General features: G+C 48.6%; 10 protein-coding genes. 5 read left to right on the top strand and 5 right to left on the bottom strand.

Going from position 1 to position 15,760, the window contains the following annotated elements:
• Positions 1-344 precede the first annotated feature (344 nt).
• On the top strand, positions 345-1,409 hold the full coding sequence (locus tag AAGC78_RS19055) for a hypothetical protein (protein ID WP_435785695.1): 1,065 nt from the start codon (positions 345-347) through the stop codon (positions 1,407-1,409).
• 209 nt (positions 1,410-1,618) lie between these two features.
• On the opposite strand, the gene AAGC78_RS19060 is transcribed toward AAGC78_RS19055, so the two are convergent.
• The 4 genes from AAGC78_RS19060 to AAGC78_RS19075 all read right to left on the bottom strand — a co-directional run bounded on the left by AAGC78_RS19060 (position 1,619) and on the right by AAGC78_RS19075 (position 7,182).
• The gene (locus tag AAGC78_RS19060) at positions 1,619-1,951 is read right to left on the bottom strand and encodes a hypothetical protein (protein ID WP_435785696.1); all 333 of its coding nucleotides are present in this window, start codon (positions 1,949-1,951) and stop codon (positions 1,619-1,621) included.
• A gap of 395 nt (positions 1,952-2,346) precedes the next feature.
• Positions 2,347-3,264, bottom strand: a complete 918-nt coding sequence (argF, locus tag AAGC78_RS19065) for an ornithine carbamoyltransferase (protein ID WP_435785697.1) — start codon at positions 3,262-3,264, stop codon at positions 2,347-2,349.
• A 55-nt stretch (positions 3,265-3,319) separates the two neighbouring features.
• Positions 3,320-4,495 (bottom strand): aspartate aminotransferase family protein, encoded by a 1,176-nt coding sequence (locus AAGC78_RS19070; protein WP_435785698.1) that lies wholly within the window; start codon positions 4,493-4,495, stop codon positions 3,320-3,322.
• A 245-nt stretch (positions 4,496-4,740) separates the two neighbouring features.
• Complete coding sequence (locus AAGC78_RS19075) at positions 4,741-7,182, bottom strand: EAL domain-containing protein (protein ID WP_435785699.1); 2,442 nt, start codon at positions 7,180-7,182, stop codon at positions 4,741-4,743.
• A gap of 173 nt (positions 7,183-7,355) precedes the next feature.
• Here AAGC78_RS19075 and AAGC78_RS19080 point away from each other — a divergent pair, with 173 nt between their 5' ends.
• The 4 genes from AAGC78_RS19080 (at position 7,356) to AAGC78_RS19095 (ending at position 14,762) form a co-directional block, all read left to right on the top strand.
• Positions 7,356-9,413, top strand: coding sequence for a TonB-dependent receptor family protein (locus AAGC78_RS19080; protein WP_435785700.1), 2,058 nt, complete (start codon positions 7,356-7,358; stop codon positions 9,411-9,413).
• Between the two features lie 31 nt (positions 9,414-9,444).
• Positions 9,445-11,853 carry an ATP-dependent helicase HrpB gene (hrpB, locus tag AAGC78_RS19085; RefSeq protein WP_435785701.1) on the top strand — a complete coding sequence of 803 codons (2,409 nt, stop codon included), beginning with the start codon at positions 9,445-9,447 and terminating at the stop codon, positions 11,851-11,853.
• A 173-nt stretch (positions 11,854-12,026) separates the two neighbouring features.
• A complete protein-coding gene (locus tag AAGC78_RS19090; protein WP_435785702.1) occupies positions 12,027-13,130 on the top strand; it encodes a carbohydrate porin in 1,104 nt (367 codons plus the stop codon).
• 33 nt (positions 13,131-13,163) lie between these two features.
• Positions 13,164-14,762: a methyl-accepting chemotaxis protein gene (locus AAGC78_RS19095; RefSeq protein ID WP_435785703.1), complete on the top strand. Its 1,599-nt coding sequence runs from the start codon at positions 13,164-13,166 to the stop codon at positions 14,760-14,762.
• A 12-nt stretch (positions 14,763-14,774) separates the two neighbouring features.
• Here AAGC78_RS19095 and AAGC78_RS19100 read toward each other — a convergent pair whose 3' ends face one another.
• Positions 14,775-15,611, bottom strand: coding sequence for a protocatechuate dioxygenase (locus tag AAGC78_RS19100; RefSeq protein WP_435785704.1), 837 nt, complete (start codon positions 15,609-15,611; stop codon positions 14,775-14,777).
• Positions 15,612-15,760: the final 149 nt, after the last annotated feature.

The raw sequence follows: 15,760 nt of genomic DNA on the forward strand, positions 1-15,760 counted from the left end.
GGGTGCAGTTGAACGATACAGCGGTGTACCGCCATACGAAGAAACCAAAACCTACGTATTCCGCGTCAATATCCTCCATCAGCGCTACAAAACCCAGCTGACTCTTGCTAGTAATTAATTGCTAGTAATTGATCGCCCTCCATTTATTCCTGCTCTGACTTTTTGTTTCTCTTATTCGATCTATTCCTCTGAAACAGGGTTTCATCCATCGGTTAATAGCCATTAATTCTAATTTTGATGCCAAATTCAGCTCAAAAAATCAGCGTTTTTGCCGCTATAGAGATTAGCCCTCAGTCTCTTTGCTGTGGGGCTTCTTAAATCTCCGGTAAAAAGAGGATGGCAATATGATCATTTCTAACGCGCAGATCGGCATGGCAGCACAGCAAAGTTATCGTGAGGAGCATAGCGTTAGCGAAAGCCTCGGGCTTTGGGTGGATCGACAGACGCCCATTACCCCTATTACGGATACTACTTCGGCGCAGTCAAAGGGCGTGCAAGTTGACTTCTCGCGCGCCGGCTCCTTGTTGGCGATGCATCGCCAAACACAAACACTCGACCTGACCACCGAAATGGATTCCCGGACGCGTTTGAACAAGATGATCATTGAGGCGATGTATCGCGCGATTACCGGCCGGGAGCTGAATATGTCTACGCCGGCAGACTCGTCATCAAGCGATAAACCCCGGCAGTTGGAGGTGGATACCTCTGCACCTGCACAGGTGATTAGCAGCCGTGGCTCTGGCAATACGGGCTTGGTTTACCAGCGCAATGAGCGCTATCACGAGCAGGAATCCATGAGTTTCCAGGCGGTTGGGGTGGTGCGCACTGCTGATGGTCGGGAGATCGACTTTTCGGTGGCGATGAATATGAGCCGTGAGTTTGTGCAGGAGTCCAATCTTCAAATCGGAGGCGGCGCCAAAAAAATTGACCCGCTGGTGATTAACTTTGATGGATTGGGGGCATCGCTCAGCCAAACCCGGTTTGAGTTCGATCTGGATAGCGATGGCACCACTGAGCAAATTGCCACCTTGCGCCCGGGTAGTGGTTATCTGGCGCTGGACAGGAATGGCGATGGCATTATCAATAACGGTAGCGAGTTATTTGGCCCCAGCAGCGGGCGCGGTTTTGAGGAGCTCGCGGCCTATGATGAAGATGGCAATAATTTTATCGACGAGGGCGATAGCATTTATCACCAGTTGCGCATATGGATGACCAATGAGGATGGCACTACCCAGCTGGCAGCACTGGGGGATAAAAATATCGGCGCGATTTTTCTGGGGCATGTGTCGTCACCTTTCCAATTGAAAGATGCGCAAAACAATTTGCTGGGCGAGGTTGTTAATTCGGGGATTTATCTCACCGAAGATGGCAAAACCGGTGTAGTGCAGGAAATAAATTTAACAGTGTAACTGCTGATCCAGTAAGAACAATAAGCCCCGAGCGGGGCTCATTGCAGTGGTCAAAGCAGCATAAACATTCGGACTTAGTTATCGGTAGCAAGCTACCATGTCATTGTCCCTGCGCGTTTTTGCACGACTAGCCAGGGCTAGAACTACCTGCAAATTACGCAGCACGTTTGTACGTGTAATGTGTTTACGCGATATCAGTCACGTAGTTATTAATTGGCTGACAAAGTGTTTTCTTTGATGTCACCGGCAGGGGTAGAAACACGGTTCTTCAATACCACTGTGTCGCCTTTTTCCAACGCACCCAAAGTCATTACGCGGCCTTTAGTGGTCGCTACTTTTGCGCCTTTGATTACGTTGAAGGTTTTCTTAACGCCTTCGTCGGTAGTGATGGTGATAGTGCTTTCTTCAGGATTCACACCAGTAACAACACCGGGAACTTCTTTGTATGAAGCAAAGGCTTCTGCGCTTGAATAAGCTGACAACGTTGACAGACTAACTAATGAAGCAAAGGCAACGAATTTAGAAAAAGATGATTTAGACATGATAAAGACCTCAGTAAGTAAGATTAACCAGAATATTTAACTGCACCCACGGACGTATTATAGGCATGTTACGTTACTGTTTTGTTACTTTAAGTTACGATTTTTCAGACTGTTTTTTTACTAAAACAAAATAATTGATATTTTTTATGAATATAGTGAATATAAATTAATATTTAGATTCATTAATGTTATTAAAATCATCATTTTGGGGCATTTTTACTGGAATGTGTTACCTAATGTAATATTTTGGTGATTTTTGTGTGTTTCGCTGTGGTGCATCACCTGACAACGTTGTCCTATTTGTGTGCTTTTTTGGTGTCAATAAAAAACCCGTCAATCCAATGAGGATTGACGGGTTTTATTTTTACTATGAATTTCGTGCTTAACAGGTCGGATTACTGATTAAACAGGAATTCCATCAATGCATTTTGTGCGTGCATGCGGTTTTCCGCCTCTTCCCAGACGACTGCATCAGGTGCATCCATAATTTCGGCGGATACTTCTTTACCGCGATAAGCAGGCAAGCAGTGCATAAATAGTGCATCGGCTTTGGCGAGGCTCATCAGTGCAGTATTGACTTGATAGCCACTGAAGATTTTCTCGCGTTGTTTCTTCTCGTCTTCTTGCCCCATTGATGCCCAGGTATCCGTCACAACCAGATCAGCACCAGCTACTGCCTCGCGCGGATCGTTAGTCAGGGTAACGCGATGCTGGTAGGGTGCGACAAATTCATCTTCCGGCTCGAACCCCTTGGGGGTAGCGATGCGCAACTCAAAATCGCACAGCTCTGCAGCTTGGATATAGGTGTTGCACATATTGTTGCCATCGCCCACCCAAGCCACGGTTTTGCCAGCGAGTGATCCGCGGCGTTCAACGTAGGTTTGGATATCTGCCAATAATTGGCAAGGGTGATATTCATCAGTCAGACCATTGATTACCGGTACACGTGAGTATTCGGCAAAACGCTCCACTGTGTCGTGGCCGTAGGTGCGGATCATGACCATATCGACCATGCTGGCGATACAGCGAGCGGCATCTTCAACTGGCTCGCCGCGACCTAACTGGGAATCTTTGGTCGACAGGAAAATTGCGTGACCACCCAGTTTGGCTACACCTGACTCAAATGAGACACGGGTGCGGGTTGAGTTTTTCTCGAAAATCATCGCCAACACTTTGTTGTTGAAAACTTCCGGGGCTTTACCCTCGCGTAGCAGGGCTTTGAGTTCGATAGCGCGCGCAATAATCTGCTGCAGTTCGGCGCGGTTGATATCGGCGAGGGTCAGGAAATGTCTCGGTGCCTTTGGGGGTACCATAATCATTGCTCTTTATTGCAGCGCGCGCCTTATGCGCGCGCCTGTTTAAAACTCATTAATTGCTGGGTTGAAACTCGTTAACCAGCTGTACTACCTTGCTCACCAGCTCATCTGCTTCCGCATCGGTAAGGATGAAAGTCGGCAGCAAACGAATGGTATTAACGGCAGTAACATTGATCAAAATACCCAAATCGCGGCCTTTTTGAACAAGGTCGGGGCAGGGGGCATTAAGCTCGATGCCAATCATCAATCCTTTACCACGGATATCAACAACCTTGGCATTGCCAGCAAGTGCGTCTTTGAAGCTTGCCAGCAGTTTGTCGCCAAGCACTTTTACCTGTGCGATCAGGTTGGATGATTGCAGGGTTTCGATTACCGCAACACCGGCGCTGCAAGCCAGCGGGTTACCACCAAAAGTGGTGCCGTGATTGCCCGGTTGCAGTACCTCTGCCGCTTTGCCGCGTGCGAGGCAAGCACCGATAGGCATACCATTACCCAAGCCTTTAGCGGTAGTGACTACATCGGGCAGCAGGTTGTTGTGTTGGTAAGCGAAGAAAGTACCGGTACGGCCGTTGCCGGTCTGGATTTCGTCCAGCATCAATAACAGGTCATTCTTATCGGCAAGAACGCGCAGCTTATTCAGGTAATCTGCCGCAGGAACGCGCACTCCACCTTCGCCTTGAACCGGCTCAACCAGAATGGCGACAACATTTTTGTGGTCGGCGATGGCTGCTTCGACTGCTGCCACATCGTTATAAGGCACGCGGATAAATCCTTCGACCAATGGCTCAAAACCGATTTGCACCTTGGTGTTGCCGGTCGCGCTGAGGGTTGCCAGAGTCCGGCCATGGAAACTATTGGCCATAACGATGACGGCGGGATTCTTCACGCCTTTATCGTTGCCATATTTACGCGCGATTTTGATCGCGGCTTCATTTGCTTCGGCACCGGAATTGGAAAAGAACACTTTATCCATGCCCGATTCCTGGATTAGCAAATCTGCCAAACGCTGTTGCTGGGGAATGTTGTACAGATTGGATACGTGCAGCAGGGTCGCCGCTTGCTCGGAGATCGCCTTCACCAGCGCAGGGTGAGAATAGCCCAGGCCGCACACAGCGATACCGCTGATGCCATCCAGATAGGATTTACCGCTGTCGTCCCATACTCGGCTGCCCTCGCCCTTGGTGAGGGTCAGGGTTCTGGTGCCGTAAGTATTCATGAGCGTAGACATGGTGTTCTCCATAAAAACAACGCCGGGGCGTCAACAATAAAAATATGCTTTGCGTGAAAAAACGAATCCGCCAAGGCCTGTTTATAACAGGCCAGCGGATGATTGATCAGGGGATTTTTTCGCTACATCAGCACTTGCGGCTGATGGTACATGGCTGGAAACCAGCGTGTGCGCGGCAAAAACAGACAGCAAATATATAAGTTATTGCGATTATTGGCAAATTTGCGCCCATAACCGCTGATTTGTTACAAGTTAAAGCCGCCCTGGACAAATTCCTTGGCAAAGATAATGTCGTTCTGCAGATGGAAATTAGTGTCTGGTGGCTGGATAAAAAAGCCCTCAAACAAACGTACACCCTGCATCCATAAAGTGGAGAGATTGCGCGAATTTTCGATTTGGGTGGCGATCACTTGTATCCCTTTTTCGGTCGCGAGGGAAATGACCTGTTTCATTAATGCGGGGTTGGTTCCCTCTCCGGTCAGTTTGGGCGACAGGCGCACATAGTTGATCGGCAAATCATTTAGCAGCATTACTATTTGGTCATTCTCTCCCGCGCGCGTGATACATACACCACAGCGAATATCGCGTAAGGCTTTAATGATCTCACCTGCCTGGTGAAAATGATTAATCACCCAGTTCTCCTCTAGCACAAACACCAGTCGCCCGTCACCGCGCAGGCGGGATGAACGCAAGACATTGGCCGCAAAAGAGAAGAACGCACTTTGCTGCAAGGTTTCTTCAGCGAGGTGGATAAATAAAGTGGCTTGTTCCCGGGTTGCACTGTTATCGGCAATCGAACTTACCGCTTGTTGCAGTACCCAGCGATCCAGCTCCAGTCGCTTGCCTGGTTGGGTCAGGCGACTGAGAAATTGCCCTGCGGGAATGGGTTGGCCATCTTCGTTACTCAAGCGAGTAAGCACCATGAAGTGCTCAATTTGTGCTTCTTCAAGGCTGATAATGGGTTGAAAGGCGAGGCTGAGGTCGCGACTAAAGACAATATTGGAAAACACCGGCGCCGCTTTTTCGGGGGACGTTGCGGCTACAGCGGGTGCTGGTGTGCCGCTGATATTCGAATCAAATGCATGCTCTGCCTGCAATAGCGCATTATTGGCTGTCGCAAGCGCCGGGCTTAGTTGCACGAGTCCCACTTTAATCTGTAAGGAGAGGGATTTGCCTTTGATGTTGTAGGGCTGGGTGCTGAGGTGTTTGGTAAATTGTTCGCTGCGCTGGCGATGGAAGTCGGGGCTGCGTTTTCCTGCCAGGACGCAGGCGACCATAGTGGTTAGATCCATCCATTGCTCGTCGCTGCCTACAGTTTCGTTAAGGCGCTGACAAAATTGATCGTGCAGATCAATCATTTCAATGGTTCCGTACTGCTTATTGAGCTCCTCCAACTTATCGATACTGAAGTAGTAGAGCGCGCTGGTTTGATTCCCCAGTCCATTGTTATGCAGCTCGTCTTCCAGAGCTGCAAAGAAATAGCTGCGATTAATTTGCTGCGGCTGTTGGGTGTGGCGCGTCACGCGAGCGACGCGGTTTTTCAGGGCCGATGTATCGGCGAGCGCCTGCTCACAGACAGCAAGTAATTCGGTTACCTCGAAGGGTTTGGTGAGTAGGGCGTTAATGCCGAGCGCCTTAATGCTTTTGTGTAAATTGGCATCCGTATCGGACGTAACAAAAATGATTGGCAGCAATAAAAATTCCGGATCCTGGCGCAACAAGACGGCCAGCTCCATGCCATTGATGTCGGGCATGTGCATATCCAGAAGTACTAAATCAGGCTTGAATTTGGCAGCGCGCTGCAGGCTGGTGAGTGGCTGATTGACACACAGGACTTCCATCCCCGCGTGGCGCAAAACTTCAGATTGCAGGTTGGTGATGTTGGGGTCATCGTCGACCAACATGACACGGTAAGTTTTGGTGTTATTGGTGATGGTATTCACCAGCTTCTCAACTAGAAAATTGAAGTCGAGTGGTTTGACAAGATAATCGCTACTGCCCGCGCGCAACGCGCGCAATTTTGCATTCACATCGGTGCGACCGGACATCAGAATGATGGGGATCTCGGTTGTTAGCAAAGCTTTGATCTGGTGTAGATTGCCGAGCGCCTTAAGGCCAGAGCGCTCAAAGTCCGGGTCCATCAAAATGGCTGCCGGCGAATCCATATATAGTCGCTGCATGCAGGCTTGTGGATTATCAAAGTATTCCACCAAGAACCCGGCTTTACGCAGATACGCGGTGCAAAGCGCTGCCAGGATGCGGTCAGGATCTATTAAAAAGACGGTTTTCCCCTGGGCTTCAGGGTAACTTGCTGTGTTAGTGGTGAGTGGAAGTGGATCTTGGCGCGCAGAACCACTCGCCGCTAGCGTCATGGCTTTACCGAGTTGCTCAACTTGGTCTTCCAGTTGAGCATACTCTTGCCCACCGAAGCTGCGTCCCAGTTCGGTAAGGCCTTTAATAAAATCGTCTAATTGTTGAGCGGCGAGGCGTAATTCGGGGAAGCCAAAACTGGTACCGGCTTCTGCATGTTTATGTGCAAATTGTTGCAGGGCGTTAATGCCTTGCTCGCTCCAGTTGAGGTGGCGCAAATGGCTCCATATCTCTTCAAGGCGGCGTGCTCGCTCAGGTAAGCTGTTGGCAAACTGCATGCGCAAGCGTTCTAACTGATTTTGAAATTCTTGTTGCATATGATCATCCTGATGATTACATCTTGAGTATAGAAGCTGTTGGCCAAATAGCAGGCCAAGGGCTAATCGATGTAAAAAATCGTTTTACTTACTGAGACTTTGTCGCATTTTTAGCAAAATAGTTGCATTACTTGCGTTGTAAGATACGCGTTGATTAACAATTTTGGATGCATATGAATTATTTGCGCACGAATCTTTACGTATTTTTAGCCGGAACTTTACTCACATCACAAGCGCTTCATGCGCAGGCCCAAACAGGTGCAGCATTATTAGAAACACTGGTGGTCACTGGTGAGCGCAGTACAGCGGGTGATCTCAAGCAACAATTGGTGATAAAAACAGCAGACGATTTTGCCGTCGGTGCGCGGCTTGATCCCGCTGAACTATTGCAAATAATTCCCGGTGTGCAGGTTGATTCACGCACCAATTATGCACAGGACACGCGCATCAGTATGCGTGGCTTCGGCGCCCGTTCTGCATTTGGTGTGCGCGGTATCGAATTGCAAATTGATGGTATCCCCATGTCGACACCTGATGGGCAAGGACAACTTGCCAGCGCGATGCTCGATAACATTGCCAGCGCGCAAGTATTGCGTGGCCCGATTGCAGCACTTTACGGTAATGGTGCCGGTGGGGTGATTGCGTTGCAAAGTGCCGCACCCAGCGTGAGTCAGTTGAGTGCGGGGTTTATTGGTGGCGATCCTGGACTTGAACGGCAAACACTGAACGGTGAGTGGCGCAAAGACAATGTTGCGTTGCGCGCGCAATTTTCCAATACGGATATTGATGGCGAGCGCCCGCACTCCAGTGCTGAGCGAAGACAAGCAGGTGCACAGTTTTTTTATACAACAGCGAATAATATCGATGTCATTATCAAACACGATTATGCAGACGATCCCTTGCTTGAAGATCCATTGGGACTGACGCTGGAGCAATGGCGAAACGATCCCTGGCAATTAAATCCTGCCGCAGAAACTTACAACACGCGCAAAACAATTGAGCATCAGCAAACATCAATCAGTGTGCGCGATAATACAGGTGCGACCCGTTGGCAGGCAGCGCTCTGGCAAGGTGAACGTTCTATTACACAGTACCTCGGTTTTGCAGGCGATGCCATTTCCAACAGCGGTGGTGTGGTGGATTTAGCGCGGGATTTTTCCGGCGTAAGCGGAACACTCACGCACAGTTTTGATTTTTTTTCGCTGCCTGCTGAATTCAGTCTCGGTGCCGAAATTGCGCAGATGAAAGACCGCCGTCATGGTTACATAAATAATCTTGGTGTTGCGGGCGACTTGCGTCGCAATGAAACCGGTGAGGTTGAGAGCCACGATATTTATTCTTTAATCCAAATTAATCCTACCGAAAAATTAACACTCTATACTGGTGCGCGCCATACCGATATGGATGTTGATGTCGACGATTATTTTATAGTTGCCGGCAATCCTGACGATTCCGGTGCGCGCAATTATCGCGAGGAGGCTTTTGCCTTAGGTGCAAATTATCAGCTTGCTACGTCGTGGGAAATATTTGCCAGCAGCGGACGTGGTTATGAAACACCAACGCTAACCGAGATGGCCTATAAATCCGGCACCACGGGTTTAAATACCGATTTGGAGGTGGCAGTTAATCGCCAGCACCAATGGGGAATTGGTTATCGTTCCTCAGCAAATAACGAGCTCACCTTGACGCAGTTTTACATTGATACCGACAATGAACTTGTTGTTGATCAATCCAGCGGTGGTCGCACCAGCTACCGCAATGCGGCGGCGACCAAACGCGATGGAATTGAATTGTTTGGCCGTTATGCATTCAATCCTGAATTGCGTGTGCAGTTAAGCTTGCAGTCGTTTGATGCTATCTATTCTGCTGGCCAGTGGGATGGCAAACAACTACCGGGCGTAGCACGCGAGCAATATCAACTGGGTGTACAATGGCTACCTTTTGCGACCGATGTGTTGCAGCTGGGGGTGAATGCACAGCAGCGTGCGCGGATTTTTACGGCCGATAATAATCAGGTTTACGCTCCTTCTTTTAATACATTTGATATCAGCGCACAGGGCAGTATTCCATCGCACTTTATGCAGTTTGATTGGTGGTTAAAACTGGCCAATGCTACCGATAAAAACTACGTAGGTTCTGTTGTTGTAAACCAAACCAATGGTCGCGCATTTGAACCAGCATTAGGGCGCAATTTTTCTGCCGGTATCAAATTAACCCATCAATTTCGTTAACTAATTTTTATCCCATTCTATTTGGACTTTTATGCTGTTGCCCGACTTACCTTTAAGTGCGCTTCACGATGATTTTGTCGCGGCGCTTACCAATACGCCGCTGCTGCTTGAAGCAGAGCCGGGCGCTGGTAAATCAACGCTGGCACCGCTGTGGGTATTGGCGCAAGTTCCGGCAGGGCAACAGGTATGGTTGATTCAACCGCGGGTACTAGCCGCGCAAGCATTAGCGCAACGGCTTGCACAATTGTTGGATGAAAAACCCGGGCAGCGAGTAGGCTATCAAGTTCCCTACGATTCACGCATGAGCGCTGAGACGCGTTTGGTGTTGATGACCCCGGGAGTTTTATTGCAGCATTTATTGCAGAATCCAACGCTTGATGGTGTTGCCTGTGTAATGTTGGATGAGGTTCACGAACGCGCCGTCAATCAGGATGTTGCTTGGGCATTTCTGCAAGAGGTGCAAATCCTGCGCGATGATTTGCAATTGATTTTGATGAGCGCAACGCCCGACCCCGCATTGCAACAGCAAATTGCTAATCGTCTTTTTGCTCCCGGACGCTGTTTTCCGGTGACTGTGCAGTATCTTCCAATCAAACAAAATCCAAATGCATATCCCGAAAAAATAGAAGAGCATTTGCTGCGGGCATTGCAATCCTATCCGCAATGGCAAGCACAAAGTGTGTTGGTTTTTTTACCGGGTTGGCGTGAGATAGAAAATTGTGCGGGCTTGATCGCGCAAAAATTTCCGCAGCAAAAAATATTTCGCTTGCACAGCCGCGTACCCGCGAGCGAACAAGTTGCTGCGCTGGATTCCGCGCAGGGACCGCGTCTGATTCTTGCGACCAATATTGCTGAAACATCTCTGACTATTGCCGATGTCACTTTGGTCATTGATTCCGGTCTGGCGCGCCGCGCTGATTATGAACAGCGCACCGGCATCACCCGCTTGCGCACCAGCCGCATCAGTATGGCAAGCGCTGCGCAGCGTACTGGTCGTGCGGGGCGTGTACAGGCAGGGCATTGCATTCGCCTTTGGTCGCAAGACCAACCACTTGCTGCAGCCGATTTACCGGAAATCCGCGCGACCGATTATTTACCGCTCGCGCTGCGTATTGCCCATTGGGGGAGCCCGGTCGATTCGGTGCCCTGGCTTGAAGCGCCGAATAAACTGGCCTTCCAATTTGCGGTGCAGCAATTGCAAAAAATGCAGCTGCTGGATGAAAAAGGGCAGGTGACGACAGCGGGGAAAAAAGTAAGCGAGCTAGGTACTCATCCCCGTATTGCGGCGTTTTTATTGCTCCACGAAAAAGTAATTTCTGAGTCAGCGCTCTTGCTTGCGCTCGCGCTGCATTTTGAATTATCTGCAGAACAGGATCTTGCTACCTTGCTGGAGGATGCAGCGCGCGAGCTGGCGCGCAATCGCCAATGGCAGCAGCAACAAAAACGCTGGCTGGGCGTGTTATCGCTGCAACAAAATACAGCGGCATTAGACCCGTTGCCGCTGGCGAAAGCATTCAGTGATCGCATTGGTTTTCGTCAGGAGTCTGGGCGCTATCGCTTGAACTCGGGCATTAGTGTTGATCCCCAAGGCAAGCTTGATGAAAGCTGGGCAGTATTTCCATTTATCAATACCAAACCGAAAAGTCACAGCGGTGTTGGTATTCTCTTGCAACTCACTGCTGCGCAGCAACGGCAGCTGAGTGTGCAGCAAGCTGAGTTGGTTTTTAAACAGCAGCGCTGGCAAGAACATATCAGTTGGTCGATGGGTGGTGTTGTTATTGATGAAGAGTGGCAAGCGATTCCAGCGGCTGATATAGCACAAAAATTACTGGAGCAAATTCTTGCGATGATTTCACTCAAAGGTCTGGATCATCTGCAATGGAGCGATAAAGCGCGCGCATTACTCGAGCGCGCACGTTTGGTAACTGCTTATGAGTTGTGCGAACTGCCTGCATTGGATGAACAAGCACTTATTGATGCTCTGCCGCAATGGTTGTTGCCATTTTTGAATGAGGCAACACGTCTGGATCATTTACCTTTGCTGGAGGCATTGGAGTTCTATTTAGGTTTTGATAACTGCCAAAAGATTGCACAGCTGTTGCCGGAAAAAATTGAATTACCCAGCGGTCGCAATGTAACAGTTGATTTTGCCAGCGATGGCAGCGCGCAAATATCGGCCAAATTGCAGGAGTTTTTTGGCTGCGAACAGTTGCAACTCGCCAAAGGAAAAATTCCATTAAAAATTCATTTGCTCTCGCCAAACGGAAGCCCGTTGGCGATCACCAATAATTTACAGACCTTCTGGCAACAGGCATATCCTGATGTGCGCAAAGAGATGCGTGGCCGTTACCCAAGACACCCTTGGCCTGAAAACCCTCTTGAGCATGAAGCGACTGCGCTCACCAAAAGAAAGTTGGCAATCCAGCAGCAACAGGATTGATCATTTTTTAATTTAAACGATTCGTTTTAATTCCATTCAACGATAACAATATTGTTTTTGCGCGATAGTCATTGGCGTGCTTAATCCCTGTCTATACTGCAAGTCAGCATTGCCCTGTTGTGTTGTTTTTTAGCAGCACAACCCTACCAATAAAGGCATAGGGATTGTTGGCTATGAAAAAACTGATCAGTTTTGCCTTAATCACTTTCCTCAATACTGCCACCTCCAGTCTGGCCGCGACGCCTTATGAATGGGCGACAGCTCTGACGTTGGAATCCGTCACTAATCTTGATGGTGGAGTTAAAGAAGGTTCGCGTGAGCTGGCCAATTTTGATTTGACATTAGCAATTGATACCGAAGCTGCAAATTGGTGGAGTGGCGGTGAATGGTTTGTCTATGTGTTGGGTAATGCGGGCAAAAATCCGTCTGATTACGTTGGGGATATTCAAGGTGTTTCCAATATAGCTACAGATGAAGCCTTAAAGGTTTATGAGTTTTGGTATCAGCACACATTTTTGGATGAGCGTGTAAGCCTACTGTTTGGTTTGCATGATTACAATTCTACTTTCTATTCACTTGAATCGGCTGGTTTATTTACTCATCCCTCATTCGGGATTGGGCCTGATACGTCACAAGCAGTTCCGTCAATTTTTTCAACTACTTCTACTGCGCTGCATTTTACTTTTCGCGGCGAGAGCCAATATCTATTGGCTGCTGTTTACGATGGTATTCCCGGTGATCCGGATAATCCGCGCGGTACCCACATTCAGTTTAATAGCGGCGATGGTTTATTCAGTGCGCTTGAATGGGGTTGGGCAAATGAAAGCCGTGACAAGGTGGCGATTGGAGCATGGCAGCAAACGGCGGAGGTAGAAAATCCGGTTGATGGTCAACAGGCAGATGACAATACCGGTGTTTATTTTATTGCTGAGAAAAATATCAATGACGTTGCCGCTATTTTTATTCAATTAGGGCGAGCTGACGATCAAGTTAATCAGTTGGAATATTACGGCGGCACCGGCATTACCTTTTCCGATTTTTGGTTGGATGGTGACGGCTTGGGGCTGGCTGTTGCGCAAGCGCGTAACGGTGACCCTTATCTTGCAGAAAATAGTGAAACAGGTCGCACCGAAACCGCATGGGAATTTACGTATTTCGCCCCGGTAGTTGAACACCTCAGCGCACAAGCCAGTTTGTATTATGTACAAAATCCATCGATGGATCGAACTCTGGATGATGCTATCGCTTTGGGGGCTCGCGTTTACATCGAATTTTAACAACACATTCAGGGAACAACCTGCGAGGTAGTAATGAATATTAAGCAATCCGTTGTGCTGGTCATTATTGGCTTTGTTGCCTTGATTGGTATTAATACCTTTGTTGGGTTTAGTGCGAGCCAAAAATTGGGCGGGCTGCTCGATTATATTTCCGGGCCTGCATGGAATGCGGCTGATGGTGCAATGGAAGGGCAGATTGGGCTGGAAGCGCAAATTATTGTATTGCAAAAACTTTATTACGATGAAAAACCTTTAGCGGAATTACAACCAATATTAAATGATGCGATTGCGATGGAAAACGAAGCTCTTGGGCGTATGAAAAAGTCCGGCTTAATGGAGCAAGCAACGGTGGCCAAGTTGGATCAGCTACTCAATAATTATCACAGCACGCGCACTGCACTGATTACTAAATTGCAAGCCACTACTCCGGCGGAAGCAGAATATACCCAGCTCAATAATCAGTTGGACGAGCTGTTGGGATTTATTGGAAAAATGGAAGAAGAGGCTGACGGCAAAGTGGAAAGCGAAACCGGTAATGTAGAACAATTGCAACAGTCATCCACGGTAAAATTATTTGCGGCCTTTATTGTCAGTATTGTGATGGCGAGTGTTATTTTTGTGTTTGCCAATAGAGTGATCGTGCAACCTATATCCAGGGTGACTGAAAATTTGCATGAACTGGCATCGGGCTCGGGCGATCTGACTGCGCGCTTACCGAATGCGCATCAGGATACCGAGGTAGGACGATTAGCGCAGGCGTTTAATCGTTTTGTGGAAAAGTTGCAGCTGCTTATTGGTCAGGCGCAAGGAAGCAATCAATCGCTCACAGCTGCAAGCGTACAAATTACCCAATCGATTACCCAAACTGCGCAAGGAGTAGATGCGCAACTTAAAGAGATTTCCCAAGTCGCTAATGCGGTTGAAAAAATATCGAGCACTTTGGATAAAGTAGTGGATGCCGCAGTGCGTGCAAATCAGGTATCGGTTGAAGCGGCGGCGACAACCAGTGCAGGTAGTCGCGTAGTCGCTTCTGCGCAGCAAGGCGTCGATGAGGTGGTGCAAGAAGTTAATAACGCATCACAAGTTATTTCGGTTTTGGTCGCTGATAGTCGCAATATTGGCGCAATGCTGGAGGTGATCCGCAGTATTGCCGAGCAAACGAATTTGTTAGCGTTGAATGCGGCAATTGAGGCGGCGCGTGCAGGAGAGAGCGGTCGCGGTTTTGCGGTGGTCGCCGATGAAGTGCGTAGTCTTGCTTCGCGTACCCAAGAGTCCACCAAGGCAATTGAAACGATTATCACCAACTTGACAACTGGTTCAAGTAAAGCGGTTGACGTAATGGGCGGTGCACAACAAAAAGCCTTGGTGATTAAAGAGCGTATTACGAATACCTCCCAAGCTTTTTCCAATATCGTGAGTGCGGTGGATCAGATTCAGCAAATGAATTCGCAAATTGAGCGAGCTTCTGAAGAGGAAAAATATTCCATGCAACAAATTACCGGCAGCATGAATGCAATTTTGCATCAAGCTCGTCGCAACCACGAAGCGGGTGAGCAAGTTAGTCGCTCACATAAACATCTTGAACGGGAGATCACCAAACTGGATGAGCTGCTAGGTGAGTTTCGCACCTAGCAGCGATCATATTTACACCGCTATCCCTACCTCCAATTCTGCGACTAAACCATCGGTTACGCTGCCGGTGATAGTCGCCAATTGATATTCCACTCCATCACTAAATACATTGTCTGCTGCAAAGGTTCGTACCGATGTGTTTTGCCCTTTGGTATAAAGCGCGGAGTTGTATACCGCTGTAGTTGTTTCCGCTGGAAATGCCATTTGTGAAATGGCAGTAGACCGCGCGCTGCTGCCGTAGTTAGTTAAAAAAATCTGAAAGTGGATGTGGGTAATGCGGCCTGCGTACCAGCCGGGATAAATAGTGGTGAAATGGGCAACACCGTTGGTATCTGTGTACTGCACACCGCGACAATAAGTTTTACCCGATTGGCCAGCGTTGTTGCTTTGCGAATAACCTGAATAAAGTCCGTCTTTATCGCAATGCCAGATGTACACATACGCTGATACCGGTTTACAGCTGTCATTCACATTGACCAATTTAATTTTTACTTGCAGCGGCACACCGGTTTTATCTTCAGCGATGTTTTCGCGCAGCACCAAGGAATTATCCAATAAGGTTGAAAGTGGAAATGGTCCGATAGTTTCGGTGGGAATTAATGTGCATATGCCGGATGAACTGCTGGCAGTGCTACTCACTGAACTGGCAACCGCGGTTGATGACGCCGCTGTGCTGGTTGCTGTTGAATTTGCCGCGCTGCTTGCAGTACTGCTACTGGATGATGAACCGCCTCCGCAGCTAATCAGACCGGTGGCACCCATCAGGCCGAATGCACCCAAGGTGCCCAGCGTGCGACGGCGATCATTATCGATAGTAGATGGTTGGTTTTTATGTAATGGATTGGACATGATTTTCTCTCAGCGTGGTTGTTGTAAACCTATGACAGCTGAATGAAAAATGAATGCGTGCGGGATTGTGAAAGGATTCAGCAAGAACTATGGAAAGATTATGCAAGTCGGTTTTTCGTGTAAAAAACGCGTATCCGAAACTGAAATGA

It is taken from the genome of Cellvibrio sp. (assembly GCF_039207905.1).
Lineage (GTDB): Bacteria > Pseudomonadota > Gammaproteobacteria > Pseudomonadales > Cellvibrionaceae > Cellvibrio.

What these genes read in the sequence shown, in the direction of transcription:
- AAGC78_RS19070 (WP_435785698.1), bottom strand. Translation starts at nt 4,495, where the DNA reads ATGTCTACGCTCATGAATACTTACGGCACCAGAACCCTGACCCTCACC.
- AAGC78_RS19055 (WP_435785695.1), top strand. Translation starts at nt 345, where the DNA reads ATGATCATTTCTAACGCGCAGATCGGCATGGCAGCACAGCAAAGTTAT.
- AAGC78_RS19060 (WP_435785696.1), bottom strand. Translation starts at nt 1,951, where the DNA reads ATGTCTAAATCATCTTTTTCTAAATTCGTTGCCTTTGCTTCATTAGTT.
- AAGC78_RS19095 (WP_435785703.1), top strand. Translation starts at nt 13,164, where the DNA reads ATGAATATTAAGCAATCCGTTGTGCTGGTCATTATTGGCTTTGTTGCC.
- AAGC78_RS19075 (WP_435785699.1), bottom strand. Translation starts at nt 7,182, where the DNA reads ATGCAACAAGAATTTCAAAATCAGTTAGAACGCTTGCGCATGCAGTTT.
- AAGC78_RS19100 (WP_435785704.1), bottom strand. Translation starts at nt 15,611, where the DNA reads ATGTCCAATCCATTACATAAAAACCAACCATCTACTATCGATAATGAT.
- AAGC78_RS19080 (WP_435785700.1), top strand. Translation starts at nt 7,356, where the DNA reads ATGAATTATTTGCGCACGAATCTTTACGTATTTTTAGCCGGAACTTTA.
- hrpB (WP_435785701.1), top strand. Translation starts at nt 9,445, where the DNA reads ATGCTGTTGCCCGACTTACCTTTAAGTGCGCTTCACGATGATTTTGTC.
- AAGC78_RS19090 (WP_435785702.1), top strand. Translation starts at nt 12,027, where the DNA reads ATGAAAAAACTGATCAGTTTTGCCTTAATCACTTTCCTCAATACTGCC.
- argF (WP_435785697.1), bottom strand. Translation starts at nt 3,264, where the DNA reads ATGGTACCCCCAAAGGCACCGAGACATTTCCTGACCCTCGCCGATATC.